General features: G+C 55.8%; 28 protein-coding genes and 2 tRNA genes. 13 read left to right on the top strand and 17 right to left on the bottom strand.

Features of this window, described 5'->3' with window-relative positions:
• Positions 1–22: 22 nt before the first annotated feature.
• Complete coding sequence (locus E3E51_RS12025) at positions 23–961, top strand: DUF835 domain-containing protein (RefSeq protein ID WP_167913342.1); 939 nt, start codon at positions 23–25, stop codon at positions 959–961.
• Here E3E51_RS12025 and E3E51_RS12020 read toward each other — a convergent pair.
• A complete protein-coding gene (locus E3E51_RS12020; RefSeq protein WP_167913341.1) occupies positions 958–1,377 on the bottom strand; it encodes a DUF371 domain-containing protein in 420 nt (139 codons plus the stop codon). The two genes, E3E51_RS12025 and E3E51_RS12020, sit on opposite strands and share 4 nt — an antisense overlap.
• A 91-nt stretch (positions 1,378–1,468) precedes the next feature.
• Between E3E51_RS12020 and E3E51_RS12015 the strand changes: the two genes are divergently transcribed.
• The 3 genes from E3E51_RS12015 (at position 1,469) to E3E51_RS12005 (ending at position 2,536) form a co-directional block, all read left to right on the top strand.
• Complete coding sequence (locus E3E51_RS12015) at positions 1,469–1,624, top strand: hypothetical protein (protein WP_167913340.1); 156 nt, start codon at positions 1,469–1,471, stop codon at positions 1,622–1,624.
• A gap of 473 nt (positions 1,625–2,097) precedes the next feature.
• The gene (locus E3E51_RS12010; protein ID WP_167913339.1) at positions 2,098–2,301 is read left to right on the top strand and encodes a 30S ribosomal protein S17e; all 204 of its coding nucleotides are present in this window, start codon (positions 2,098–2,100) and stop codon (positions 2,299–2,301) included.
• Positions 2,302–2,428: 127 nt separating this feature from the next.
• Positions 2,429–2,536 (top strand) — tRNA-Met (locus tag E3E51_RS12005).
• Between the two features lie 434 nt (positions 2,537–2,970).
• Here the strand turns inward: E3E51_RS12005 and E3E51_RS12000 are convergent.
• Genes E3E51_RS12000 through E3E51_RS11990 form a run of 3 tightly spaced genes read right to left on the bottom strand, consistent with a single transcriptional unit; the run spans position 2,971 to position 5,153 of the window.
• Positions 2,971–3,585 (bottom strand): rhomboid family intramembrane serine protease, encoded by a 615-nt coding sequence (locus E3E51_RS12000; RefSeq protein ID WP_167913338.1) that lies wholly within the window; start codon positions 3,583–3,585, stop codon positions 2,971–2,973.
• A complete protein-coding gene (locus E3E51_RS11995) occupies positions 3,575–4,342 on the bottom strand; it encodes a bifunctional fructose-bisphosphatase/inositol-phosphate phosphatase (protein ID WP_167913337.1) in 768 nt (255 codons plus the stop codon). The genes E3E51_RS12000 and E3E51_RS11995 overlap by 11 nt, the downstream gene beginning before the upstream one ends.
• A 1-nt stretch (position 4,343) precedes the next feature.
• Positions 4,344–5,153 (bottom strand): DUF63 family protein, encoded by an 810-nt coding sequence (locus tag E3E51_RS11990; RefSeq protein ID WP_167913336.1) that lies wholly within the window; start codon positions 5,151–5,153, stop codon positions 4,344–4,346.
• Between the two features lie 73 nt (positions 5,154–5,226).
• Here E3E51_RS11990 and E3E51_RS11985 point away from each other — a divergent pair, with 73 nt between their 5' ends.
• Complete coding sequence (locus E3E51_RS11985; RefSeq protein WP_167913390.1) at positions 5,227–6,267, top strand: NAD(P)-dependent glycerol-1-phosphate dehydrogenase; 1,041 nt, start codon at positions 5,227–5,229, stop codon at positions 6,265–6,267.
• Positions 6,268–6,300: 33 nt separating this feature from the next.
• A complete protein-coding gene (locus tag E3E51_RS11980; protein ID WP_088180730.1) occupies positions 6,301–6,735 on the top strand; it encodes a UPF0179 family protein in 435 nt (144 codons plus the stop codon).
• Here E3E51_RS11980 and E3E51_RS11975 read toward each other — a convergent pair.
• From E3E51_RS11975 to E3E51_RS11965, 3 genes are read right to left on the bottom strand one after another with little or no spacing between them, the layout of a single operon-like run.
• Positions 6,732–7,736 (bottom strand): biotin-dependent carboxyltransferase family protein, encoded by a 1,005-nt coding sequence (locus E3E51_RS11975; RefSeq protein ID WP_167913389.1) that lies wholly within the window; start codon positions 7,734–7,736, stop codon positions 6,732–6,734. The genes E3E51_RS11980 and E3E51_RS11975 overlap by 4 nt on opposite strands.
• Positions 7,729–8,424, bottom strand: a complete 696-nt coding sequence (gene pxpB, locus E3E51_RS11970) for a 5-oxoprolinase subunit PxpB (RefSeq protein ID WP_167913335.1) — start codon at positions 8,422–8,424, stop codon at positions 7,729–7,731. The genes E3E51_RS11975 and pxpB overlap by 8 nt, the downstream gene beginning before the upstream one ends.
• Positions 8,425–8,428: 4 nt before the next feature.
• Entirely contained in the window at positions 8,429–9,196 is a 768-nt protein-coding gene (locus E3E51_RS11965) for a 5-oxoprolinase subunit PxpA (RefSeq protein ID WP_167913388.1), read from the bottom strand.
• Between the two features lie 59 nt (positions 9,197–9,255).
• Between E3E51_RS11965 and E3E51_RS11960 the strand changes: the two genes are divergently transcribed.
• Complete coding sequence (locus E3E51_RS11960) at positions 9,256–9,759, top strand: type II toxin-antitoxin system VapC family toxin (RefSeq protein ID WP_167913334.1); 504 nt, start codon at positions 9,256–9,258, stop codon at positions 9,757–9,759.
• Between the two features lie 119 nt (positions 9,760–9,878).
• Here the strand turns inward: E3E51_RS11960 and E3E51_RS11955 are convergent, their stop codons facing one another.
• Genes E3E51_RS11955 through E3E51_RS11940 form a run of 4 tightly spaced genes read right to left on the bottom strand, consistent with a single transcriptional unit; the run spans position 9,879 to position 11,745 of the window.
• A complete protein-coding gene (locus tag E3E51_RS11955; RefSeq protein ID WP_167913333.1) occupies positions 9,879–10,277 on the bottom strand; it encodes a hypothetical protein in 399 nt (132 codons plus the stop codon).
• Positions 10,278–10,304: 27 nt separating this feature from the next.
• Positions 10,305–10,637 carry a hypothetical protein gene (locus tag E3E51_RS11950; protein ID WP_167913332.1) on the bottom strand — a complete coding sequence of 111 codons (333 nt, stop codon included), beginning with the start codon at positions 10,635–10,637 and terminating at the stop codon, positions 10,305–10,307.
• Complete coding sequence (locus E3E51_RS11945) at positions 10,634–11,464, bottom strand: DNA-3-methyladenine glycosylase (RefSeq protein ID WP_167913331.1); 831 nt, start codon at positions 11,462–11,464, stop codon at positions 10,634–10,636. The genes E3E51_RS11950 and E3E51_RS11945 overlap by 4 nt, the downstream gene beginning before the upstream one ends.
• Positions 11,446–11,745 carry a hypothetical protein gene (locus E3E51_RS11940; RefSeq protein ID WP_167913330.1) on the bottom strand — a complete coding sequence of 100 codons (300 nt, stop codon included), beginning with the start codon at positions 11,743–11,745 and terminating at the stop codon, positions 11,446–11,448. The genes E3E51_RS11945 and E3E51_RS11940 overlap by 19 nt, the downstream gene beginning before the upstream one ends.
• Positions 11,746–11,838: 93 nt before the next feature.
• On the opposite strand from E3E51_RS11940, the gene E3E51_RS11935 reads away from it, so the two are divergent.
• The 6 genes from E3E51_RS11935 to E3E51_RS11910 all read left to right on the top strand — a co-directional run bounded on the left by E3E51_RS11935 (position 11,839) and on the right by E3E51_RS11910 (position 17,201).
• Positions 11,839–13,176, top strand: coding sequence for a nodulation protein NfeD (locus E3E51_RS11935; protein ID WP_167913329.1), 1,338 nt, complete (start codon positions 11,839–11,841; stop codon positions 13,174–13,176).
• 1 nt (position 13,177) lies between these two features.
• Positions 13,178–14,026 (top strand): slipin family protein, encoded by an 849-nt coding sequence (locus tag E3E51_RS11930; RefSeq protein WP_167913328.1) that lies wholly within the window; start codon positions 13,178–13,180, stop codon positions 14,024–14,026.
• Between the two features lie 172 nt (positions 14,027–14,198).
• Positions 14,199–14,978, top strand: coding sequence for a cell division ATPase MinD (gene minD / locus E3E51_RS11925; protein ID WP_167913327.1), 780 nt, complete (start codon positions 14,199–14,201; stop codon positions 14,976–14,978).
• Complete coding sequence (locus tag E3E51_RS11920) at positions 14,978–15,226, top strand: hypothetical protein (RefSeq protein ID WP_167913326.1); 249 nt, start codon at positions 14,978–14,980, stop codon at positions 15,224–15,226. Before minD ends, E3E51_RS11920 begins: the two co-directional genes overlap by 1 nt.
• Positions 15,227–15,315: 89 nt before the next feature.
• The gene (locus E3E51_RS11915; RefSeq protein ID WP_167913325.1) at positions 15,316–15,564 is read left to right on the top strand and encodes a hypothetical protein; all 249 of its coding nucleotides are present in this window, start codon (positions 15,316–15,318) and stop codon (positions 15,562–15,564) included.
• Between the two features lie 125 nt (positions 15,565–15,689).
• Entirely contained in the window at positions 15,690–17,201 is a 1,512-nt protein-coding gene (locus tag E3E51_RS11910) for an AMP phosphorylase (RefSeq protein WP_167913324.1), read from the top strand.
• Positions 17,202–17,214: 13 nt separating this feature from the next.
• On the opposite strand, the gene E3E51_RS11905 is transcribed toward E3E51_RS11910, so the two are convergent.
• The 6 genes from E3E51_RS11905 to E3E51_RS11880 form a co-directional block, all read right to left on the bottom strand.
• Positions 17,215–18,210 (bottom strand): class I SAM-dependent methyltransferase family protein, encoded by a 996-nt coding sequence (locus tag E3E51_RS11905; protein WP_167913323.1) that lies wholly within the window; start codon positions 18,208–18,210, stop codon positions 17,215–17,217.
• Between the two features lie 82 nt (positions 18,211–18,292).
• Positions 18,293–18,369, bottom strand: a tRNA-Val gene (locus E3E51_RS11900).
• A 38-nt stretch (positions 18,370–18,407) separates the two neighbouring features.
• A complete protein-coding gene (gene tgtA, locus E3E51_RS11895) occupies positions 18,408–20,150 on the bottom strand; it encodes a tRNA guanosine(15) transglycosylase TgtA (protein WP_167913322.1) in 1,743 nt (580 codons plus the stop codon).
• A 41-nt stretch (positions 20,151–20,191) separates the two neighbouring features.
• Complete coding sequence (locus tag E3E51_RS11890) at positions 20,192–21,100, bottom strand: inorganic phosphate transporter (RefSeq protein WP_167913387.1); 909 nt, start codon at positions 21,098–21,100, stop codon at positions 20,192–20,194.
• 91 nt (positions 21,101–21,191) lie between these two features.
• Positions 21,192–22,241: a glycosyltransferase family 2 protein gene (locus tag E3E51_RS11885; RefSeq protein ID WP_167913321.1), complete on the bottom strand. Its 1,050-nt coding sequence runs from the start codon at positions 22,239–22,241 to the stop codon at positions 21,192–21,194.
• 44 nt (positions 22,242–22,285) lie between these two features.
• Positions 22,286–22,564, bottom strand: a complete 279-nt coding sequence (locus tag E3E51_RS11880; protein WP_167913386.1) for a hypothetical protein — start codon at positions 22,562–22,564, stop codon at positions 22,286–22,288.
• Between the last annotated feature and the right edge of the window lie 34 nt (positions 22,565–22,598).

Here is a 22,598-nt window from a genome sequence, read left to right as displayed (position 1 = left end):
TATTTTAAGAGGGGCGGGCACGTTGGGGATTCACAACCTTGGTGGCCTAATCGCAGGGTTGATAATCCTGGTGATTTCGCTGATAACCGCGTACAAATCCTACGGGTACCTTAAAAAGCTTGAAACCCCTCTAGCAAGAAAACTCGCGCTCACAGTCTTCGTCTCGGCAATATTGGCAATCATCGGAAGCCTAGGGACGAGTTTCCAATCAACAACCGGAGCGAATGTGTGGTGGATTATGGCCACTTTCTTCACAGGCTCCTACACGGTAATAATAATGGCGGTTTTTTTGTATTTAGACCTCCTATACAGAGCCACAACTGGGGAGTTCGGGCGGGGAACGCCAAAAGAACTCAGAAAATCTCCCCCACTTCCAGACAAAAAGCAGACAAACCCAGTTCTTCCATCCGGAGCTTTCACTGTACCCCCGGAACACATGTCCGGACTTCGCCAGGTCTGCAAGTTTGCCACATCAACCCTTTACGTCGGGAGAAAGCCGGACGTGAAGTGGTGTCAGTTTGATGACGTTATCTGGATTACCAGAATAAACGCGCCGAACAGCATCAACCCATCAAAGCTCCACGTTCTGCAAGATGAGATAATGCACTTCGTATCAAGGCACGGCGAGGGCTCCCTAATAATTCTCTGCGGAGTTGATCACCTAATACTCTACAATGAGTTCAAAAGTGTGGTAAAATTCCTAACCATAATGAAGGATTACATGATCCTCACAAATTCGACACTCATAGTTGTTATCGACGAGAAAATCTTCGACGAGAGCCAAATGGCGATCCTGAGAAAAGAACTTCCCCCGCTGGAGTGGAAAAAAATCGCCCAGACAATGGGGGATGCAGCGTTGTTTGGGGCCATCGCAAGGGAGGAACTGCGACACAAAACAGCGGGAATTTCCAAAACCACAACTACCGAGGATGTCCAGGAGGAATCCACAAACAGTGGCTAACCTATAATCACCAGCTCAATCTCAGCCGTGGTTTCGGGGCTCTTCAGGAGCTCCACTATTTTTCTGTCTATATCCCTCGCGGCTTTGTTTGCCCTTACTGCGAGGGTTCTGGCGTCGATGTAGTCGCTCTTTCGAACCACCATCGAAAAATCATGGTCGAGTATCAGCCCAGGACTGCCCTCGGCGAGAACATCATCCACCAGATTCCCAACCTTTATCCTAATAAGGAGCCGTTTTCCGGCCCTCAGAGCAGATTTAAATTCATCGCTAAGGTCGTTTATGCCCTTATCGGCCTCGATGCAGAGGATACAGTCTCCACGCGGCGTTAGATAGTCTTCCTTTGTGAACTCCAGCGTCGATTTGTGCGTTGCCCTGACGTTCTCGTGACCCCTGCAGCGAATTACCTCCCTCAGCATGGATGGGGGTACCCTCCCGCCTATTTAAACCTCACGAAAATCTTATAAGTGAGATACGCTTCATATTTTATGAACGAACAGAGGTGGTAACATGGTGAAGGTCTCGGTGAGGAACATTTTGAAGGGGCTCGTGAGGATAAACTCTGGCTTCGCCCTCGTTAGATGCTACTCCCTCGACGTCGTCTGGCCCAGAAAGACCTCCGTGCATCTCGGCGAGTGGCTCTACGAGAAACTGAGGAGGAAGTAAGCCCCCCCTTTCCTTCCCCGGGCCACTTTTAAAGGCATTCCCCTGATGTGAGGTACATTTTTTCTTTGAGGGCTGCACCTTCAGGGCGAGATGCAGTGAACTGTCCAAGAAGTCCCGGACAACCGAAACCCTTAAATGTTGTTGCCTTTTGATAAGGCCTCGGAGAGGCCACGGAAAAACAACCCCTCTCATAGGGTTCACGCATCCTCCCACCGGCGGGGGAAGACGCCGTAAGGCGTCCTTTCAATGACCGTTTGGTGGGATGGCTAAAACTCCAAGAACGGCCTTTAAAAGAAACCCCGAGCGGGCTTTGCCCGTTGGGGTGATGGGCCCGAGACCGGGCCCGCGGGCTGAACCGAAACCGGTGACGGGAGTAGGAAAGGCCCGCAAACCAAACCGCACGACAAGGGGTTAAACCCCCACAGCGGGGAGGAGGTCAGGCTGCCAGAGTCAAGCTAACGGGGGGATTGATGATGGGAAACATCAAGCAGACGTTCATCAAGAGGGTTGCCCGGGAGCTGTTTGATCGCTACCCGAACGAGTTCACCAGCGATTTCGAGCACAACAAGAGAAAGGTTGAGGAGCTCACCAACGTCACCAGCAAGACCATCAGGAACAGGATAGCCGGCTACATAACCAGGCTCGTGAGGATGAAGGAAGAGGGCAAGATGCTTTGAAGCTCTCCTTTTCCTCTTCTGAGTTTCTTATAATCGACCCCTTCGGAACCCTTCTGTCCGTGCCACTGGAACTATCGAAAGATTTAAAAATGCCCCCCGGGAGGTATAACCCGGGCGCTCGGGCAGTGCCGGGGTAGCTTAGCCTGGTCAGAGCGCTCGGCTCATAGGGCCGCTCCCCCTCGGGGGAGCCTGAGAAACCGAGAGGTCCGGGGTTCAAAGCCCCGCCCCGGCACCACAGAAACTTTGTCTGCGCAAAGTTTCATCAAAGGTTGTAGCTCCTTTTTTGAAGTGCAATTTTGGAGTTGATTTTCCTTGCCTACTGCCACTCCTCAAGCGAAGCTTCTTTAGGACGCTTTTCTGAGCTGGGTTTACTTTTGAATGAACGCCCAGAGGGCGTCGGAGGAGAGAAACCCCTCGAAAGTTGCAGTTTTGAAAAGAGCTTCCTAATTCACAGCAACTTCCCAAAAGAAAATCGGAACTTTTAGGGTTCTTCCACAGGAGCTACAAACTTTTCGCCAGCCTTTTCAAAGGCTGAGCGCTGGCGGAAAGATGGGGTGCAATTCCAAGGGCATTGCCTCTCAGATGATCCACTCTTCAATCGGCAGGTTTTACAGTGTTTAACTCCCAAAAAAGGCTTCCAAAAAATATATAGCGAAAAAGAAGGCAGGACTACCACCCGTAGCCGTACAGCCTCGCCATCAGGTGCCTTTTGATCCGTTTGCCGTAGTAGTAGCCTATCGCCATGCCCACAAGGAGGCCGCCAAGGTGGGCGTAGACGTTGACGCTCGGCAGGAGGCTGTTTATCAGGAAGAGGACAAAGGCGTTTATTAACGCCCCCTGCATGTTGCCGCCGACGACGCCGGTTATGAGTATCAGCGCCCCAACTATGCCAAAGAGCGAGCCGCTCGCGCCGGCACTGACCGAGTTGGCAGGCAACAGGAAGAGAGTCAGCAGGTTACCTGCCAGGCCCGAGACGAGATAGACCATGACGAGTCTCTTTGGCCCAAGGATTCCCTCAAGCTGTCTCCCCATCATCAGGAGGAAGTACATGTTGAAGCCTATGTGAAGTATGCCCACGTGCACGAACATCGCTGTGAGGAGCTGCCACCACCATCCGTAGTTGAGAACGGCGTAGTTCCACTGGCCGAGCCTTGCCAAGACTTCAATGCTTATGCTGAAGGGATTCCCGCTGAGTATTGACTCCAGGACGTAAACCACTACGTTTATCAGGAAGAGGGTGAAGGTCGCCTTCCCGTAGCGGTGGAAGTAGCCCTCAAGACTCATTTTCCAGCTCCTCCAGGATTATATCCAGCAGGTAGCGGTCGTTAACGGCTATGACGTTAGTCTTGGTGGTCGCGTCGAGCCTCAGCCCCAGCTCCCTACCGGTCTCGTCGGTGACTATCGCTCCAGCTTCCTTGGCTATAAGCACACCCGCGGCTATGTCTGTCGTCCTCACGTAGTTCCTTATGTCCAATACGCCGTCGAGGGCCCCCTTGGCGAGGTAGGTCAGCTCAACCGCTATGGCCCCGAGGACCCGAACCCGCTTGACCCGCTCTATTAATCCCAGACACCTGCCGCGCGTGTAGAAGCTCAAAGCTTCCTTCCCGCGCCCGGGTTTTCTTACCCTAATGGGCCTTCCGTCCATATAGGCCCCCCCACCCGGTACTGCCTCGTAGAAGTGCCTCGGCACGAACTCGTATATCGCACCGTAGATGGGTTCGTTTCTCCTGAAGACAGCGAAGCTGAAGGCGAATATTGGTATCCCAGCGGCGAAGTTGTAGGATCCGTCTATCGGGTCAACGATGACGGTGTAGTCGCTCCCGTTGTCTATGAAGCCTATTTCCTCGCTGACTATGTTGACCCCCAACGGCTGGAGCCTGCTCAGAACGACGTCCTCAGCCACTTTGTCAACGTACTTGGTAACGTCCCCACTGACGTTTTCTCCCATTTCCTCCCCGGCCTTTGGGGTGCCGAAGAGGGGCATCACTTCCTTCTCAACCTCCCTCGCGGTTTCGAGGGCTATCTCGTTCCAGTTTATCATATCAACCACCCATCAGCATTATCAGCAGATTCCTCGTTCCCGGGCCAAAACCCAGGATGAACATCGTGAGCTTCACGAAGTTTATTAAATCCTGGTCCTCCTCCGTCATGGCCCTGTCCAGTATCCAGACGATTGGAAGCAGTATAATAAACTTCTCGGCGTATATAACCGCCGGCGTTCCAAAGGTATCCATCAGCCATCTCGCGAGGACGTGCTGCTCCCAGAAGCCAAGGAACTGAATTCCAACGAACGTTGTTGTCGCGTCGTAGAAATGGGTGTAGAAGAGGAGCGAGTTAGCCCTAACGAGGGCGAGCTTCTTCGAGACGAGCCATATGAAGGCCTCGGCTATTATCAGCGCCGGGATGAAGTATTTGAAGACCCCGGGGTTGAAGTCAACCTTCCCCAGGTTTATTATCAGGACGAAGACGAGCCCGCCGAGCAGAACCCATCCAAAGTCCCGGTAGAGGGAATAGAGCTTCTCACCCGGGCAGTTCCTCCAGACGACGTACAGAGAGGCTATCGCAAAGGCCGCTATGACGAAGTAGCCGCCGGGGCTGACGGTCAGGTAGGTTCTAGGCAGAATTCCGACGTCCGTCATGCTCCTCATCAGCGGGCCGAGGATTATGTACGGAATGAGGGCCCTGAAGAAGCGGTCGTCAACCTTTACACCCATCCGCTTGAGCATCCTGTAGAGCAGAAGAACCGCCACTCCAAGGATTATGGCGTACACAGTCGTGTTCACCAGGTTGTAACCCTGATTCTCCTGTATAGGTCTGATGAAGTACTCGTAAAAGAACTCGTAGAGCCCCATTCGACCACCATAGACCGTTGTTCCGATAGCCTTAAAGCTTTTCCCACCCTATGGTTAAGCGGTGAGGGAAAAAGTGCACCTGATGCAGCTCCCGCGGGAGGTTTTGCTCGGCGAGGATCTCAAGGGGGAGGCTGTTAACGTTGCGAGGAGGCTCGGCCTCGGCGAGAGGGCTCTAGTGCTCTACGGACCAAAGACCAAGAAGATAGCCGGAAGGGACATCGAAGAGAGCCTCAGGGAATCGTTTGATGTAAACGCGCTGGTACTTCGAGAGGCCAGCATGGAGGAGGTTGAGAGAACCCTTGCTAAAATCAGGGACGATAACATTGACTGGCTCATAGCCGTCGGCGGCGGAAGTATAATCGACGTCGCCAAGCTCGCCTCTTTCAAAGCGGGGATTCCATTCATAAGCTTTCCGACAACCGCTTCCCACGACGGCATAGCGAGTGCAAATGCATCCATCAAAGACCTCGGAACCAAGACCTCCGTCAAGGCCGTGCCGCCCGTGGCGGTGATAGCCGACGTCAGGGTCATCAAAACCGCCCCCTACCGCTACCTAGCCGCTGGAGTGGGCGACATGATAAGCAACCTGACCGCTGTAAAGGACTGGCAGCTGGCCCACAGGATAAAGGGCGAGTACTACAGCGAGTACGCGGCTTCGCTGAGTCTGATGAGCGCCAAGATGGTGATAAAGAACGCCGACATAATAAGGCTGGGCAACGAGGAGAGCGTGAGAAAGGTTGTGAAGGGCCTCATCTCGTGCGGCGTGGCCATGAGCATAGCCGGCTCTTCAAGGCCAGCGAGCGGCGCGGAGCACCTCTTCAGCCACGCGCTCGATGCCATAGCACCGAAACCGGCCCTGCACGGCGAGCAGGTCGGCGTTGGGGCGATAATAATGGCCTACCTCCACGGCCTAAAGTGGGAGAGAATTAGGGAAACCTTAAAGAAGGTCGGGGCGCCAACTAACGCATACGAACTTGGGATCGACCCGGAGTACATAATCGAGGCCCTCACGATTGCCCACACGATAAGGCCCGAGAGGTATACGATCCTCGGGAAGGACGGTCTCACGCGAGAGGCAGCCGAGAAGGCCGCTAAAATCACAGGAGTCATCTGAAGATCACCGCTTCACAAAACGGAGGTGTTTGGAATGGCAATAATCACGTTAGTTGGGGAAAAGCTGGCAAGACCAGGGGTTGAATTCATATATTACGGCCCGGCAGAACCGTGCAAGACGTGCAAGCTCGCAGGAGTCTGCGTCGGAAACCTCGAACCCGGCAGGAGGTACAAAATCCTCCGGGTAAGGAGCATGCCCTCACACTCCTGTCCGCTTCACGAGGGCAAGGTTAGGGTTGTTGAAGTCGTCGAGCCGAGCATCGAGGTCGCGATAGAGCCGAGGCTGGCCATAGCGGGCTCGGTGATAAAGCTCCACTTCGCGGACTGCAGCGACAAGGAAAAGGCCGACCTCTTCAGGCCCGAGGGCCTCTTCGAGGGCGACCACGTGAAGATAATAGAAATCCTCGACGACGTCGAGTGCGACGGCAAGACCTACAAGGTCGTCAAGGTCATGCGCAAGAAGGACTAACCTCCTCCTTCCACTTTTGTGAACGCAATCATCTCTTCTTCCCCTGTTCTTATCCTGTAGGCGCGCATCTTACCGTCGAGGAAGTCCCTGATTGCCATCAGGGTTCTCTCGCGCTTAATCAGCAGCTCCCGGGCTTCGTCGACGCTCACCGCCTCAAACCTCAGCCTCTCCCCCGGCCGGCTCTGTGCAACTAGGGGGAGGTCCGCCGTTGAAACGACGGCTATCTTCGCGTAGCCACCGGTCGTCTGGGCGTCGCGGAGCATCACTATTGGCTTTCCGTTGGCCGGAACCTGAATCGAGCCTGTCGGTATGGCGTCCGTCACTATCCCTGCGCCCTTCTCCGAGTGCTCTATGGCCTTTCCATCGAGACGGTAGCCCATCCTGTCGGACTCGGGAGTTACGGTGTAGGACTCGCTCAGGAAGGTCTCTATCCCCTCCCCGGTGAAGTGGTCGAGGTTGGGGCCGAGAACAACGCGAACGGTCTTTTCTTTCGCTGAATAGTCCGGCCTCAGTTCCGGAGGGAGGTATCTCCCATCCTTCCCGGTCAGTATCGCGTAGCCGATGTTCAGAACATCCCCGGCCTTCAGCGGCCTTCCAAGCCCGGCCTTGGGATAGGCCGAGCAACTCCCGAGGAGCGGCTCACACTTTATCCCTCCAGCGAAGGCTATGTAACCGTAGAGCCCACTTTTCAATGCGCCAACCTCAAGGATATCCCCCCTCTTTGCCCAGTGGCTCATCCAGGGTTCTACGGGGGTGCCGTTGAGCTTCACGTCAACGTCCCCAGCAACAGCAAAAACGCAGGAAGCGTTGAACCTGAGCGTTGGGCCGGCGAGGAGGAACTCAAGGAGGGGCGCGTCACCGGGGTTTCCGACGAGGTAGTTCGCTATCCTCGCGGAGTAATCATCCATGAAGCCGGAAACAGGGACACCGAGCTTTCGGTAGCCCCTCCTGCCGGAGTCCTGAACGGTGAGGAGTGAAGGAACGTTGAGGAGCTCAATCATCTCCATTCCCCCATTCGGCCTCGTAGAGCTCCCGGAACTCGGACTCGTCGATTGGGACGAACCTCACCATGTCACCGGGCCTTAGAAGGGTCGGGGGTTCCCTCTCAGGGTTGAACAGTCTGAGCGGAGTCCTTCCAATGAGCCTCCAGCCGCCGGGGCTTTCGAGGGGATAGATGCCGGTCTGCTTCCCCGCTATTCCAACGGAGCCGGCGGGAACCTTCAGTCTGGGCTTCTCAAGGCGGGGTGTCGCTATACGCTCGTCCATGCCTCCGAGGTATGCGAAGCCCGGCAGAAAGCCGAGGAAGTAGACGCGGTAGGTCGGCTTGGAATGTATCTCGATAACGTCATCGACGGCCAGGCCGTTGTGGTCCGCCACAAAGCCGATATCCGGGCTGTACCGGCCGCCGTAAACTACGGGTATCTCGACGAGCTTCCCCTTGAAGGATTCCGGCGGAACCTGAAGGAGGGGCTCAATGGCTGCCTTCACCTCGCTGAAGCTCGCCTTGATGGGGTCGTAGAAGACGTAGACCGTCGAGTAAGCCGGCACCACCTCAACGAGCCATTCAAAGTCAGCCCTCTCCACTGCATCGGCAATGGCATGGACTCTGGCGTTTACTTCCTCGTCGATGACCTCGCCGAAGGACACGAGCAGCGCTGAATCGCCGGCGGGTTTTATCGTTGGTTGCATGGTCTCACCGCACGACTTCCCTCATCGGCACTACCCTAACGCCCTCCTCCTCAAGGACCCTCCTTATCCTCGCCGCGAGTTCAACCGCCCTTGGGTTGTCACCGTGGACGCAGATTGTATCTGCTCTAAGCTCGACCCATTCCCCGTTTATTGCCCTGACTCCACCGTCCTTGACCATCGAGACCACGCGCTCCGCTATCTCCTCCACCTCGTGGATAACCGCTCCGGGCTTCGAGCGCGGGACGAGCGTTCCGTCGGGGTTGTACGCGCGGTCCGCGAAGACCTCGTGGGCTACCTTAACCCCCATCTCCTCCGCTATCTCTGCAGGTCTTGAGCCGGAGAGGGCCACGAATATCAGGTTCCTATCGAAGTCCGCTATTCCCTCTATCACAGCTCTCGCGAGCTCTTCCTCTTTAACGAGGGCGTTGTAAAGTGCCCCGTGCGGCTTGACGTGCTGGAGCTCGATTCCTTCCGCCCTCGTGAAGGCGTAGAGGGCGCCGATCTGATAGAGGATGTAGTTGCGAGCTTCCTCGGGTGAGAGCTTCATGTACCTCCTTCCGAAGCCGAGAAGGTCCGGGTAGCCGGGGTGCACCCCGACGGCAACGCCCTTCTCCTTCGCGAGCCTGACCGTCCTTCTCATGACCATCGGGTCACCGGCGTGCCAGCCCGTTGCAACGTTGGCGCTCGTAATGTAGTTCATGACCTCCTCGTCGAGGCCGAGCTTGTACCTCCCGAAGCTCTCGCCGAGGTCCGAGTTCAGGTCAACCTTCATCCGCACCACCGGCTTCATTTCGACGGAAATCTAAAAAAGGGTTTCTCCGAGTTTAGGCCATGAAGGTTCAGGTCATCGATGCGGCGGTCTTCATTCAGGGGTTCGAGGTGGAAGGCGTTACGACGCCGAAGGTCGTCGATGAGGTGAAAGACCCCGAGTCGAGGCTTTTCTTAGAGGGGCTGATAAGCGCCGGAAAGGTGAGGGTTCTGTCCCCATCTCGGGAGAGCCTTGAGGCTGTAAGGGAAGCGGCCAGAAAGACGGGCGAGTTAAACGAACTCAGCGAGGCAGACCTTGAGGTTCTCGCCCTCGCGTACGAGCTCGGGGGGGTTCTCTTCACCGACGACTACAACCTGCAGAACATAGCGAAAACCCTAGGGATAGAGTTCAGAACCCTGAAGCGCGGGATAAAGCGAGTCATCCGCTGGAACTACGTCTGCATCGGCTGCGGGAAGAAGTTTTCCGAGATGCCGCCGGAGGGAATCTGCCCCGACTGCGGCAGTCCCGTGAGGCTGCTGCCAAAGAAGCGCCGGAGAAAACGCCCCGGACGGGCTCGGCGCTCATAGGGTACGTCACAACCGCGGAGCGGTTCAGCCCGTCTTGGAATCGTCACTGCCCGCCCGGGACGGCGTCAGATAGCGTTGCTCTTCACCGATCCGCGCAATTCGCTGTCATCATCCGCGGTTCAACCTTGGAGGTAGTAGGATATAAGCTTTCTCAGCTCGACGTTGCGCTCGGGCTTCATTCTCAGAAACCTCTTAAGCTGGCTGTTCTCGGCTATTAGGCCCGAGAGCTCGATGGCGAGTATCTTGTTGTCCTCGCTCAGGCCGTAGGCCTTGAAGCGGAGCGGGGCGTACTCCTTCTCAAGCTCCCATGTTTTTTCCTCAAGCTCTCTCACCTTCCTCTCAAGCTCCCCAAGATCGCCTTTGGGCTCCTTGAACTCCCCGGCGAGGGCAATCTCTATGACCCTCTCAGGAGAAACGCCGTATCTCTCGCCGAGACGCTCTATCTCCCCCCACAGTTCTTCGTTTATCTCGACCTCGATTTTCCCGAAGCCCTTGTTCGGCTTGATGATAAGCTTCATCTCGTTCACACTCCATGAACGGCCCGTTCATGATCTGTGAACTTTCTCAAGCTCTCTCCTTTTCTCCTCGACATTCTTTCTGAGCTCTTCGTTTTCCCGTTTCAGCCTCTCACGTTGGGCCATCATGAATTCCTTGTCCCTCAAAGCCCTCTCATAGAATTCCCTGAGCTCCTCTATCTCCCCTTCCATCTCCCCGAGCTTCTCCTCCAGCTTGGCTATCCTCTCCAGCAGAACCTCCTCGCGCTCGGCCCTCAGTGTATCCTCCACCCGGGGGAGGTTTTCGCGAAGGAGAGCGTTGATGTCGTGCCCCTTCAGGGCTTTGAATCTCTCTTTTTCCAGGACAATCCTAACCTCCCTCATTTTCTCTTCCTCTCCATCTCGGTCTTCCTGTCGTAGCAGGTGATGTAAAAGGCCAGAAGCCCTTTCCACTTCCCGTATGGCTCGATTACTTCCCTCACGTCGTTCTCACGGACTTCCTTAACGCGCTTTCCAAAAATCTTTGCTATCCCCCTCCTGAGCCCGAGGTCCCCGGCCGGATAGACGTTCTTTCTAAGGCCATACGCGAGGAGAAGCTCGGCGCTCCATCTCCCTATTCCCCTGAACCCCGTGAGATACTTGATGGCCTCCTCAACGTTCCAGTCCCAGAGTTCGAGGTCGAGCTTTTTGGCAAGATAAAGCTCCGTCAGGGACTTTATGTAGCCCGCCCTATAGCCGAGCTTGGCCCCTTTCAGCTCCTCCTCGCTCAGGGACGCTATTCTCTCGGGGGCGGGGAATGCGTGTAAATCTCCCACCTGTCTGCCCGCGAGCTTCACGAGGTTCGCGATAGTTCTCTGGGCGAATTCGAAGCTGACCTGCTGCTGGGCTATCGTCTCAACCAGCGCCTGGTACGTGCTCGGTGAGGCGGGAGCGGTGAGGCCGTGAAACTCGTCGACCAAGAAAGCGAAGGGGGAATCGCTTATCTCGGCGTAGAAGGAATCCAGATCAGTTTTGAGACCGAGGACAAAGGACAGCTTTTCCTTCGCGGACTTCCTTTCCCCTCTGCCCCACGAATCGGGAAGAATGAAGTCCTCTCCATCGTAGCCGGCGATACCGCTCTCAAAAGCCTGGTAGAAAACACCGTCTTCGAACTTCCACGTTCCGTTGCGTATCATCTCGCCCGCCGTCTTCCTCAGGTCAATCCCAGCCATCGGTCGAGCCTAACGGGGTTCTCCCTTATATCCTTTAGGGTCGAGACGTAGAGCCTCTTACCGTCAATGGAGCGTTTGATTTGAACCTCTCCGTGTTCTTCGAGGAAGCGGAGGGCGTCCTTTATATCCTCCGCGCGAACGTCAAAGCTCTTTTTGAGAAACTCCCAATAAGGTTCATGGATGGAATACCTGGCCGCCTCCCGCACAAGCTTCCATGCCAGCCCAACCTTCTCATCGCCCCTGGCGACGCGGTAGAGCTTGACGAGGGTCTTCAAACTCATATTAAAAGATTGACGTCGGAGGTATAAATCACTTTTGGATAACAGGCAAAAGATTTAAACCCTTCAGTGGTATCCTTCTATTAGGCGGTAAGGATGAGGCCAAGGTTTGCTCTGATTGCACTGCTGATGCTCCTCATGCTCATTCCGAGCGTCCATGCCCGAAGCAACGTGGTTTACGTGGCCAAAGTTGACGGCATGATAACGGGATACACCGTTGACCAGTTCGACAGATACATCAGCGAGGGGGAGAGGAAGGATGCCGAGGCGATAATAATCGAACTCAACACCCCGGGCGGCCGCGCCGATGCAATGCAGGCCATCGTCACGAGGATACAGGACTCAAAGGTTCCCGTCATAATCTACGTCCATCCCTCCGGCGGGATGGCGGCCTCCGCGGGTACGTATATAGCCCTGAGCTCGCACCTGATAGCGATGACGCCGGGCACGGTCATAGGGGCATGCAGGCCGATACTCGGCTACGGTCAGAACGGTAGCATCGTCGAGGCGCCGCCCAAGATAACCAACTTCTACGTGGCGTACATCCGTGAGCTCGCGAGAATCAGCGGGAGAAACGAGACACTCGCCGAGGAGTTTATAACGGAAGACAGGAGTGTGACGCCGGAGGAGGCCCTGAGGTACGGCGTCATCGAGGTCATCGCGACGAACGTTGACGAACTCCTCCAGAAGGCCGACGGAATGGAGACAAAGGTCCCCGTGGCTGGAAAGGGTAAGGTAACGCTGCATCTCAAGAACGCAAGGCTCGTTTACATCGAGCCGTCCTTCAGGGACACGGTCGTGAAGTACATAACCGACCCGACGATAGCGTACCTCCTCCTCAACCTAGGATTCATCGGCCTCATATTTGGCTTCCTCACGCCCGGCTGGCACGTTCCAGAGACGGTAGGTGCCATAATGCTCGTCCTCGGCCTCATCGGTCTGGGCTACTTCGGTTACAGCAGCGCCGCCCTCATACTCATCGTCCTCGCCATGATATTCTTCATAGCAGAGGCGCTGACGCCGACCTTCGGACTGTTCACCGTGGCGGGCGTTGTAACGTTCGTCCTGGGTGGAATCATGCTCTTCAGCGGAAACGGGGGTGAATACCTGGTGACCGATGAAACGTACTCGATGCTCAGAATAGCCATCATCGTCATGGCGATACTTCTCGGACTGTTCTTCCTCTTCGGTGCGGCGACGGTTGTCAAGGCGCACAGGAAAAAACCGGAGGCCGGAAGGGAGGAGATGGTGGGAGCGGTTGGCAGGGTCGTTGAAGACCTCGACCCGGAGGGGGTCGTCAAGGTCCACGGCGAACTCTGGAAGGCGGAGAGCAGGGATGGGGGGGACATCCCCGTCGGGGAGAAGGTCAGGGTTGTTGAGGTTAAGGGGCTCACCCTGATCGTCGAAAGGATAGGTGGAAGGAGGGATGGATAATATGGGCTTAGTAACTGCTGGAAACGTTGTGTTGGCCATAGTTTTGTTGTTTGTGTTGATTATACTGGCAAGCGCCATAAAGATAGTCAAGGAGTACGAGAGGGCAGTGATATTCCGCCTCGGAAGGATAGTTGGGGCCAGGGGGCCCGGACTGTTCTTCATAATCCCGATATTCGAAAAGGCGGTGATAGTTGACCTCCGTACCAGGGTCCTCGATGTCCCGGTCCAGGAGACCATAACCAAGGACAACGTTCCCGTCAGGGTCAACGCTGTCGTTTACTTCCGCGTCATAGAACCCGTCAAGGCAGTCACCCAGGTCAGCAACTACATAATGGCCACCAGCCAGATCGCGCAGACAACGCTCAGGAGCGTCATCGGCCAGGCTCACCTCGACGAGCTGCTCAGCGAGAGGGAGAAGCTCAACCTTCAGCTTCAGAAGATTATAGACGAGGCTACTGACCCGTGGGGCATAAAGGTCAGCACGGTCGAGATAAAGGACGTCGAGCTTCCGAGCGGAATGCAGAGGGCAATGGCAAGGCAGGCGGAGGCCGAGCGTGAGAGGCGTGCGAGGATACTCCTCGCCGAGGCCGAGCGCCAGGCCGCCGAGAAGCTCCGCGAGGCGGCTGAAATTATCAGCGAGCACCCGATGGCACTCCAGCTCAGGACGCTCCAGACCATAAGCGACGTGGCCAGCGACAAGAGCAACGTCATCGTGCTCACCCTGCCGATGGAGATGCTGAAGCTCTTCAGGAGCCTGGGAGAGACCGCCGAAGTGGCAAGAATAAAGCTAGAGAAGGAAGTCCGTGAGGAAGCTGAAAAGGAAGCAGAGGCGAAAGCCGAACAAGAGTAAGGCGCGGATGGCGTTTCTTCCATCTTTTCTTTTCTCTCCCTGGATGAACCGCAAAAAATAAAAGCATTGGAGTCATAACTTGTACTCGACTAGTTTACCTTCAGTTTGTTGCATTCGTGAGGGATATTGTTAAAATTGTCGAGGAAATGGCTCTCACTTGGAGGTGTTGCCTTTGGAAGGCCGTTCAATTGTTTTTGCTTCAGGAAAGGGCGGAACGGGTAAGACAACAACCGTCGCAAACTTGGGCGTTGCCCTTGCCCAGTTTGGAAAGGAAGTCATCCTGCTGGACGCCGATATAACCATGGCGAATCTCAGCCTTGTTCTCGGTATGGAGGACATCCCAATAACGCTCCACGATGTTCTTGCAGGGGAGGCAGACCTAAAGGATGCAATCTACGAGGGGCCGGCTGGGGTAAAGGTCATCCCCGGTGGATTGAGCCTTGAGAAGATAAAGAAGGCCAAGCCGGAGAAGCTCAGGCAACTGATCAGAGAAATCGGCCAGATGGCAGACTTCGTTCTCATCGACGCCCCCGCGGGTCTTGAGATGACGTCCGTCACCGCACTCCTCATCGGAAAGGAGCTTATAATCGTCACGAACCCTGAAATCTCAGCCATCACAGACTCACTCAAGACCAAGCTTATCGCCGAGAAACTCGGAACCCTTCCGCTTGGTGCTATACTCAACAGGGTAACCAACGAGAAGACCGAGCTGACTCAGGAGGAGATAGAGGCCATCCTGGAGGTGCCGGTTCTGGCCATCATCCCCGAAGACCCCGAGGTCAAGCGCGCAAGCGCCTACGGCGTACCCCTCGTCATCAAGAACCCGACCAGTCCGGCGGCCATAGCCATCAAACAGCTCGCGGCCAAGCTCGCCGGGATCAAATGGCAGCCGCCTGAGCCAGAGAGCCCGATCAAGAGGGTGTTCAAAGCCCTGTTCGGAGGGAAGAGGTAATGGCCGAGGCACTGCTCTACGGCATCGTTATCATACTCATAGTGCTTAATATAGTCCTCCTCATGCTCTACTACTCGGCCAAGAGCAACCCGTACTACGTTGTCTATGATGAAGAGACCAAGAGCGCCCTCAAGAGGCGCGTCACCAGCCTGAAGGAGGAGCTTGAAAGCGAACTTGTCGACTTTGACGTTGATGATTGGGAGAGGACATTGGAGGAGTCCATAGACGAGGAAGTCAGAAACCTTTAAACTTTTTCACCTTTTTGTTATTAAACATTTCTGTGGCGTTAAATTTTAAAAGTCCTTTAGTATTAAGTCCATTCTGGGGGTGGGGCGCTATGAAGGTTAGGCTCGGCTATCCAGACAGGATAGTCGAGGTGGATAATGGCGTGGTTCGCGTTTTTAAGAGCAGGCTCGTCAGCGCCCCCATCAGTGAGGTTGTTGGCTACTATCTCAGAGGGGACGGACTCCTGCCCCCCGCGGTAAAAGAGATAGTCCCCGATGTTGTGAGGGTTCTCCTCCGCACCGGTGAGCTTAAGAACAGCGTGGTTCCGGTGGCAGAGTACGGCCACGGCCTCAGCGGCTGACTTTTTTACATTTCCCTGCAGATTCTATGAACGGCTGTGATCATTTTGACGACCAATAAGTTGAAAACATTTAAGTACTCTTCTGTCCAATACTGTGAACTCGTGTGTGAAAGGGAGGGAGAATCATGAAGGCCAAGATTAGGATACTCGACATGTACAGCGGGAGGTATTCGGTCTTCATCAACGAGAAGGAGGCTAAGAAGGCCAAACTCCACCCGGATGACCTTGTGAAGATTGAAGCAGGAAAGAAAACCGTCTACGGAAGCGTTGTCGTGAGCAACCTCGTGAAGGAGGGAGAGATAGGGATAAGCAGGGACATACTCGGACTTCACAGCTTCTCCGAGGGGGAGGTCGTCACCGTTATACCGAGCGGCACTCCCGAGAGCGTCCGCTACATAAAGAAGAAGATGCGCGGGGAAAAGCTCAGGAAGGTTGAGATAGAGGCGATAATCAAGGACATCGTGGACAGAAAGCTCCGTGACATCGAGATAAGCTCCTTCGTCACTTCACTTGAGATAAACGGCCTCGACATGGATGAGATTGCCGCGCTGACGATAGCGATGGCCGAGACTGGGGACATGCTCGACATAGACAGGAAGCCCATCATGGACGTCCACAGCATCGGAGGTGTCCCCGGAAACAAGACCAACATACTCGTCGTGCCCATTGTTGCCGCCGCCGGGTTAACCGTGCCCAAAACCAGCTCAAGGGCAATCACCAGTGCCGCGGGGACGGCGGATGTCGTCGAGGTCTTTGCGGACGTCAGCTTCTCCCTCGACGAGATAAAGCGCATAGTGGAGAAGATAGGCGCCTGTATGGTCTGGGGCGGCGCCCTGAACCTTGCTCCGGCCGACGACATCACGATAAAGTCCGAACGCGCGCTGAGCATCGACCCGACCGGCCTCATGCTCGCCAGCATAATGTCAAAGAAGTACGCGATGGGAAGCCAGTACGTTCTCATCGACATCCCGACGGGCAAGGGCGTCAAGGTGGAGACCGTTGACCAGGCCAGGGCCCTCTCCAGGGACTTCATAGAGCTGGGCAGGAGGCTCGGCCAGTACGTGGAAGTGGCCATAACCTACGGCGGCCAGCCGATAGGCCACACCGTTGGTCCGGCTCTAGAGGCCAGGGAAGCCCTCTCCGCCCTCATGACTGGGAAGGGCCCCGGAAGCCTGATAGAGAAGGCCACAGGGCTGGCGGGCATTCTCCTTGAGATGGGAGGAGTGGCGCCGACGGGGATGGGCAAGAAGATGGCGAGGGAGATTCTGGAGAGCGGAAAGGCCTACGAGAAGATGAGGGAAATCATAGAGGAACAGGGCGGAAATCCAGATATCAAGCCGGAGGAGATACCGATAGGGGACAAGACCTATACATTCACTGCGCCGGTCAGCGGCTACATAACCGGGATAGACAATAAGGCCATAACGGGAATAGCAAGGGCAGCCGGAGCACCGGAGGACAAGGGGGCCGGAATAGAGCTTTACGTCAAGGTAGGAGAGAAGGTTAAGGAAGGAGACCCCCTCTTCACGATACGCGCCGAGAGTGAGGCCAGACTCGACCAGGCGATAGTCCTCGCTAGGAGAACGGAGCCGATAAGGATAGAGGGGATGGTCCTCCAGAGGATAGGGAACATCTAACCCTTTCCTCTCTTCACTTCAGAACCCGAAAGTCAATCGCGATGTTGAACTGCCTCGGTGCGTAGGGGCGGACCTTTCTCTCCCCCAGGAACTCAACTTTAAAGCCGAGTTCCCTCGCGGCTGCTTTAATCTTTGCCTCGTGCTCCGAAAACAGGTCCTCCTCAGGGCCGAAGCCGTAGTAGTGCACTACGCCACCATCCCTAACGCTCAGCATTGCCTCCCTCAAAAAGCGGTCTGCAAACTTGGGGAGGTTCATTATAACCCTGTCCGCCTCAACTTTTCCGGCAACCTTCCTAACGTCGCCAAGGATTGGAACGACGTTGCCGGTTTTGTTCAGCCGGAGGTTCTCCTCAAGGTAGCGAACCGCCCAGGGGTTCAAATCGACGGCAAAGACCCGCCTTACCTTCTTCGCAAGGAGGATTGAGTAGGGCCCAACACCTGCAAACATGTCGAATACGATTTCTCCAGGTTGGGCTTTCTTGAAAATCCTCATCCTCTCCGTCGCGAGGCGCGGTGAGAAGTAGACCCTTGCAACGTCGAGGGCCAACCTTATCCCGTTCTCGCGGTGGAGCGTCTCGGTTCTCCTCTCCCCGGCGAGATGGACGAGCCCCCTGACCCGGTATTCCCCAGAAACCCTGCTGCCCTTGGCAAAGACTGCTTTAATGTGGCGGTGCACCTTAAGAATCGCCCCGCCGATTGCCTCCCCGTACTCCATCAGCTCCGCGGGGAGCTCGATTATCGCGATATCGCCTATTATATCGAAGGAGCTGGGGAGAAGAGGTTTAACCCCTTCCGGAACCTCAACGACCTCCCGGTAGCTGTGAGGTTTCCTCTCAAGCCGCTCAAACTCGGCCTCGACAAGTTCAAAGCCTTCAACTTCTCCGATTACTGGAAAGAGAACGAAGTCACCTTCTCTTTTGACGGCGTACCCTTTAGCTAAAACTCCAAGTTCTATGAGCTTCCTCCGCGTTCTTTCGGCTTCGCGCTTGGGGACTTTGACGGCGAGCATGATGTTCACCGTGGTGCGAATTTCATCATTTCTCCAAAAAAATCACTCCTCGATCAGATTTTTGCTCGGTAAAAGGTTCTTATGGTGGGCCCGCGGGGATTCGAACCCCGGACCTCCACCTTGTAAGGGTGGCGTCATAACCATCTAGACCACGGGCCCGCCCGAAATAGGAGAAGGGAGGGACGTTATAAAATTTTCTACTTCCCGACGCCCCTGCGAACCTTCACAGCTAGACCGCTCTGGAAGACCTTCAGTTCCTCACCACTCAGGAGTGTCTGTCCGGTGGCCAAAAGCTCGTCCCTCTCGTTCACCACCAGAACCTCGTCGTAGGGCCGTATCCCCGGATCGGCATCAACTACAAACTTGGCGAAAACGTTTTTTCCGCGCTTCGCGAAAGGCTCCGCGTCTTCGTTAACCACAACGCGCATCCTCGGGAACGGCAGAACCTCGTGAAGCCTTCTGGCACCTTCAATTCCGAGGGTTAAGAGGCCGTCCTCGGCCCTGAAGGTCGCGAGGTGCTTGCCCTTCGCTTTTATCTGCCTCGGCATGCCAGTCTTCCGCGATAGCTCGACGAATGCATCTCTGAACGCTTCCCCGGCACCTTCGCCGAACTGGTACTCCGCTATGGCCATGATGTAGCTCCTTGCTTCTCCCCCGGCGGGCTTGGTTATGGTGAAGTCTTCCTCTCCCTCACTCTGGGCGAAGGGGTAGCTCAGGCTGAGGTACTTCGGAATCTCGCCGAAGATTGGGTGGCTTACCCTCTCCGGGAACTTTTGAGCAACACGCTCGGCCCTCTCTTTAGCGCGCTGGACGATCGGCCAGCTCATCGCTTCCTCGCTCACCTTGAAGAAGGCACTCGCCTTGGTCACCGGCTCGTTCTTCTCAAGGTACTCCCTGTACTCCAGCAGTCTCTTGTAGGCGGCGAACATCTTCGGGTGGGAGCGGGCCCTCTCATCGACGAGCTCCCAGAGGGTTCCCTCCTTTATCGCCTGCTTGACCCGGTTGAGCTCCTCGCGGATTACCCAGAGGTTGTGCAAAGCCAGAAGCCTCGTCCTCTCTTCCTTCGGCATCTCGCGGAGCTCCTGGGGAGTGTAGCGGGAGCACACAGGGCAGGAGCACGGGAAGTATTCCAGCTCTTCAAGCCTCTTGGTGCCCTCGGACGTCAGGTAGCGGTCATCCTTCGCGTAGAGAGCGTAGCTCGCCGAGTCGAAGAGGTCGATTCCCATCGCTACGGCCAAAGCAAAAATCATCGGGTGGCCGGCACCGAACAGGTGAACCGGCCTGTCGGGCCTTAAACCGAGTTTTGAGGCTATTACAACGTCTACCAAGTCCCGGTAGCGGTAGCTCTCCATCAGGGGGACGACTGCCCCTACCGGGTGAATCTCGAAGTTCATCTTGCTAAGCTCCCTCGCGGCGTAGGTTCTCAGGTCCGGGTACGTTGAACCCTGAACGGCGGCGTTCATCGCGATGTTCTTGACCTCTTCGGCTTCCCTAGCCCTTTCAAGGGTTATCCTGAGGTCTTCCTCTGCTTTCTCTCTCGGTGCGTCGGGCGGTGTCGGAATGTCGAGGAAGGTGCCGATGTCAACGCCTATCCTCTCCTGGAACTCGATTATCTCCCTGTTCGTAACGTCCACGCCGCCGTAGCGCATGAGCTGGAAAGAGCCGGAGTCAACCTCGATAATGCCATCGTAGTTGAGGAGCCTGTGGATTCCCACATCGAGGGCCTTCTCTCTGAGCTCGGGCGTCTTGTAGATGATGTACGAGTTGGTGATCACCATTCCAAAGCCCATCTCCTCGAGTTCCCTCGGCGTCACTATCAGCTGCTTCGGGTTGATGACCGGCATTATCGCCGGTGTCTCTATCGTTTTTCCGTTAACGGTCAGCTTTCCTATCCTTCCGGCGGCATCTCTCGCCCTGACCTCGAACTTGAACTCGACCATCTCTCAACACCGCTAAGCCCTTCGGCGGTCGGTTTAAAAGCCTAAGCTAAGAACGTTATGAGAACGTAGGATATTGCACCTGCGAAAACCGGCGCTATTACCCAGCCCTTCACGATTCCCACAAGGAGTTTGAGGTTCACGTGCTCGCCCTTGTAGAGGCCCAGGCCGCTTATGGCCCCAACTATGGCCTGACCCGAGCTGACGGGAAGGCCTATCAGGTTGGCCGAGCTGACGGCCAAAGATGCCCCGAACTGGCTCGAAAAGGCCGAGGTTGGCCCGAGGGGCGAGATGTCCCTTCCAACAGTCATCATCACGTCGTAGCTGAAGGTCAGCGCTCCCATGGTTAGGGTAAGCGCCAGGAGGAGCTTAAAAGGACCGTCTATTCCGAGGCCTTCCATCAGCCCGGCGACGTTGGAGAGCTCGTTGGCGCCGAGGTTGAAGGCCGAAAAGGCCGCCGCGGTGAAGACGAGCCACTTCTGGGTCAGCTCAAGGTTCCGCAGACACTTTATCCTTCTCAGCAGGGGCTTGTAGAGCCTGTAGACAGCCACCGCAAAGAGCGCGGCAACAATGGGTGAGAGAACCCACGCCGATGCTATTCTGCCAACCGTCCACCAGTCAACCGGCAGTCCGAGGGCGAGGGAAGCCCCGACGAGACCGCCTATTATGGACTGGGTCGTTGAGATGGGCCTTCCCCAGAGGCTCGCGAGGGTTACGGCAGAGGCCGCGCTGAAGAGGACGAGTCCGACCTCGCCCGCGGACATGCCCTCGGCTAGCCCGGAGACCGTTCCGGAAACGCCGGAACCTCCAAGAAAAACGCCCAGAGTGGTGAATATCCCTATGAGGAGCACGGCTCTCTTGAAGCCCAGTACACCCGAACCAACGGCCGTTCCGACGGCCTTTGCACTGTCGTTTGCACCTATCGCCCACGCCATGAAGAGCGCCGTTATCATCGTCATCACTATAGTCTATTTGTTGCACCATAATCTATATAGTCTATGTAGTACGGAAGTGAGCACTTAAAAGGGTTTCGCCCGGTACCCCTCATACCTTCCCGAGGAGCACCGAGAGATAGCCGTAGATGTGGAGGGTGAGGTAAAAGGCCGCCCAGAACCAGACTATAACCGGAAACAGGAGCGCGTTTATCAGCCTTCCGCCCTCGAAGAGGGTCGGTAAAAGCATCGTGAAGGTCTCGAAGAACCACCAGAGGACGAAGAATTCAAACTGGCCGGTGAGAAGGAGAAGCGGGGGAACTATCACATCGAAAAGCGCCACAACATCGGAGAGGAGCAGAAAGGCCAAATCCTTCGTGAAGCCTCCCCCGAGGTTTTTCAGGTCGCCGAGAAACCAGCGCTTCCTCTGGCGCCAGAGCACGGCAAGGCTCTTGGGCATCTTCGTCCATACCCTCGCGCGGGGAGCGTAAACAACTTTCCCAAACTTCTTAACGGCCTTTGTGGTTGCGTAGTCCTCGACGATATCCTCAACGAAGCCTCCGATTCTTTCAAGGGCCTCCCTGCGGAAGGCCGCTATCGGGCCGGGGGCGAGGCTCAGGTCGTCCAGCTCCTTGGCCCTGCGGAACATGGCTATCCTGAGGTGCTCCGCGTCCTGCGCCATCTCAAGGAAAGAGCCTCCGGAGACGCGGACCTGGCCGCCGACTCCGAGGACTTCATCCGAGTAGAAGCGTCTCACGAGCTCCTTAACCGCATCGGGTTCGAGACGGCTGTCTGCGTCGGTCGTCACTACAACCTCGCCGGAAGCCTTCGAGAGGCCGAAGTTCAAAGCCTTCGCCTTTCCGCCGTGCTCCACCCTGTAAACCTTCAACTTGGCGTTTTTGACAGATGAAGCGGCCTCAAAGGTGTCATCCTCGCTCCCGTCATCGACCACTATGACCTCAAAGTCGGGGTACTCCTGGGCAAGGGCGGATTCGATGGCGTTAAGAACCCTCCTTCCCTCGTTGTAGGCGGGGATTATAATGGAGACTCTGGGCTTCCATTCCCGAATTCTGTAATCACGGAAAAGACTAATTATGTAATTGAAGAAAAAGTAGCCGTCCCAGAGGAGGATGACGACGAGACCGAGGAGGAGCGGGTTCATGTTGGGAATTCCGGTGGGGAGCTTTTAATCTTTATCCGGGAGTTCTAAGGAGAGGGATTTCCCAATCTGTACCTCACCACGTACCTGCCGTGCTCGAACTCGTCTTCCTCGGCCTCCAAAACCTCCACGGGCTCGATTTCGAGACCGAAGTCCAGGGCTTCCCACTTGATATCGTCGAAGTAGTCGTAGAGCCCGCACGTGGCACAGAATGAGCCCGAGAACTCGATGACGGCCCCGTCTCCCTCAACTCGCAGTATCCTCGCTTGGGCCTCGCTTCCGTGGAGTCTGTTGAACTCATCTATGACGCGCCTCAGGAATTCCATGTTCCCACCGATTTTAGTTCTCAATTGACACTTA

Origin of the sequence: Thermococcus sp. 21S7, assembly GCF_012027615.1 — an archaeon.
Classification (GTDB): Archaea; Methanobacteriota_B; Thermococci; order Thermococcales; family Thermococcaceae; genus Thermococcus.
The sequence above is the reverse complement of the archived record's forward strand: the minus strand, read 5'-3'. Positions and strand labels throughout refer to the sequence as shown.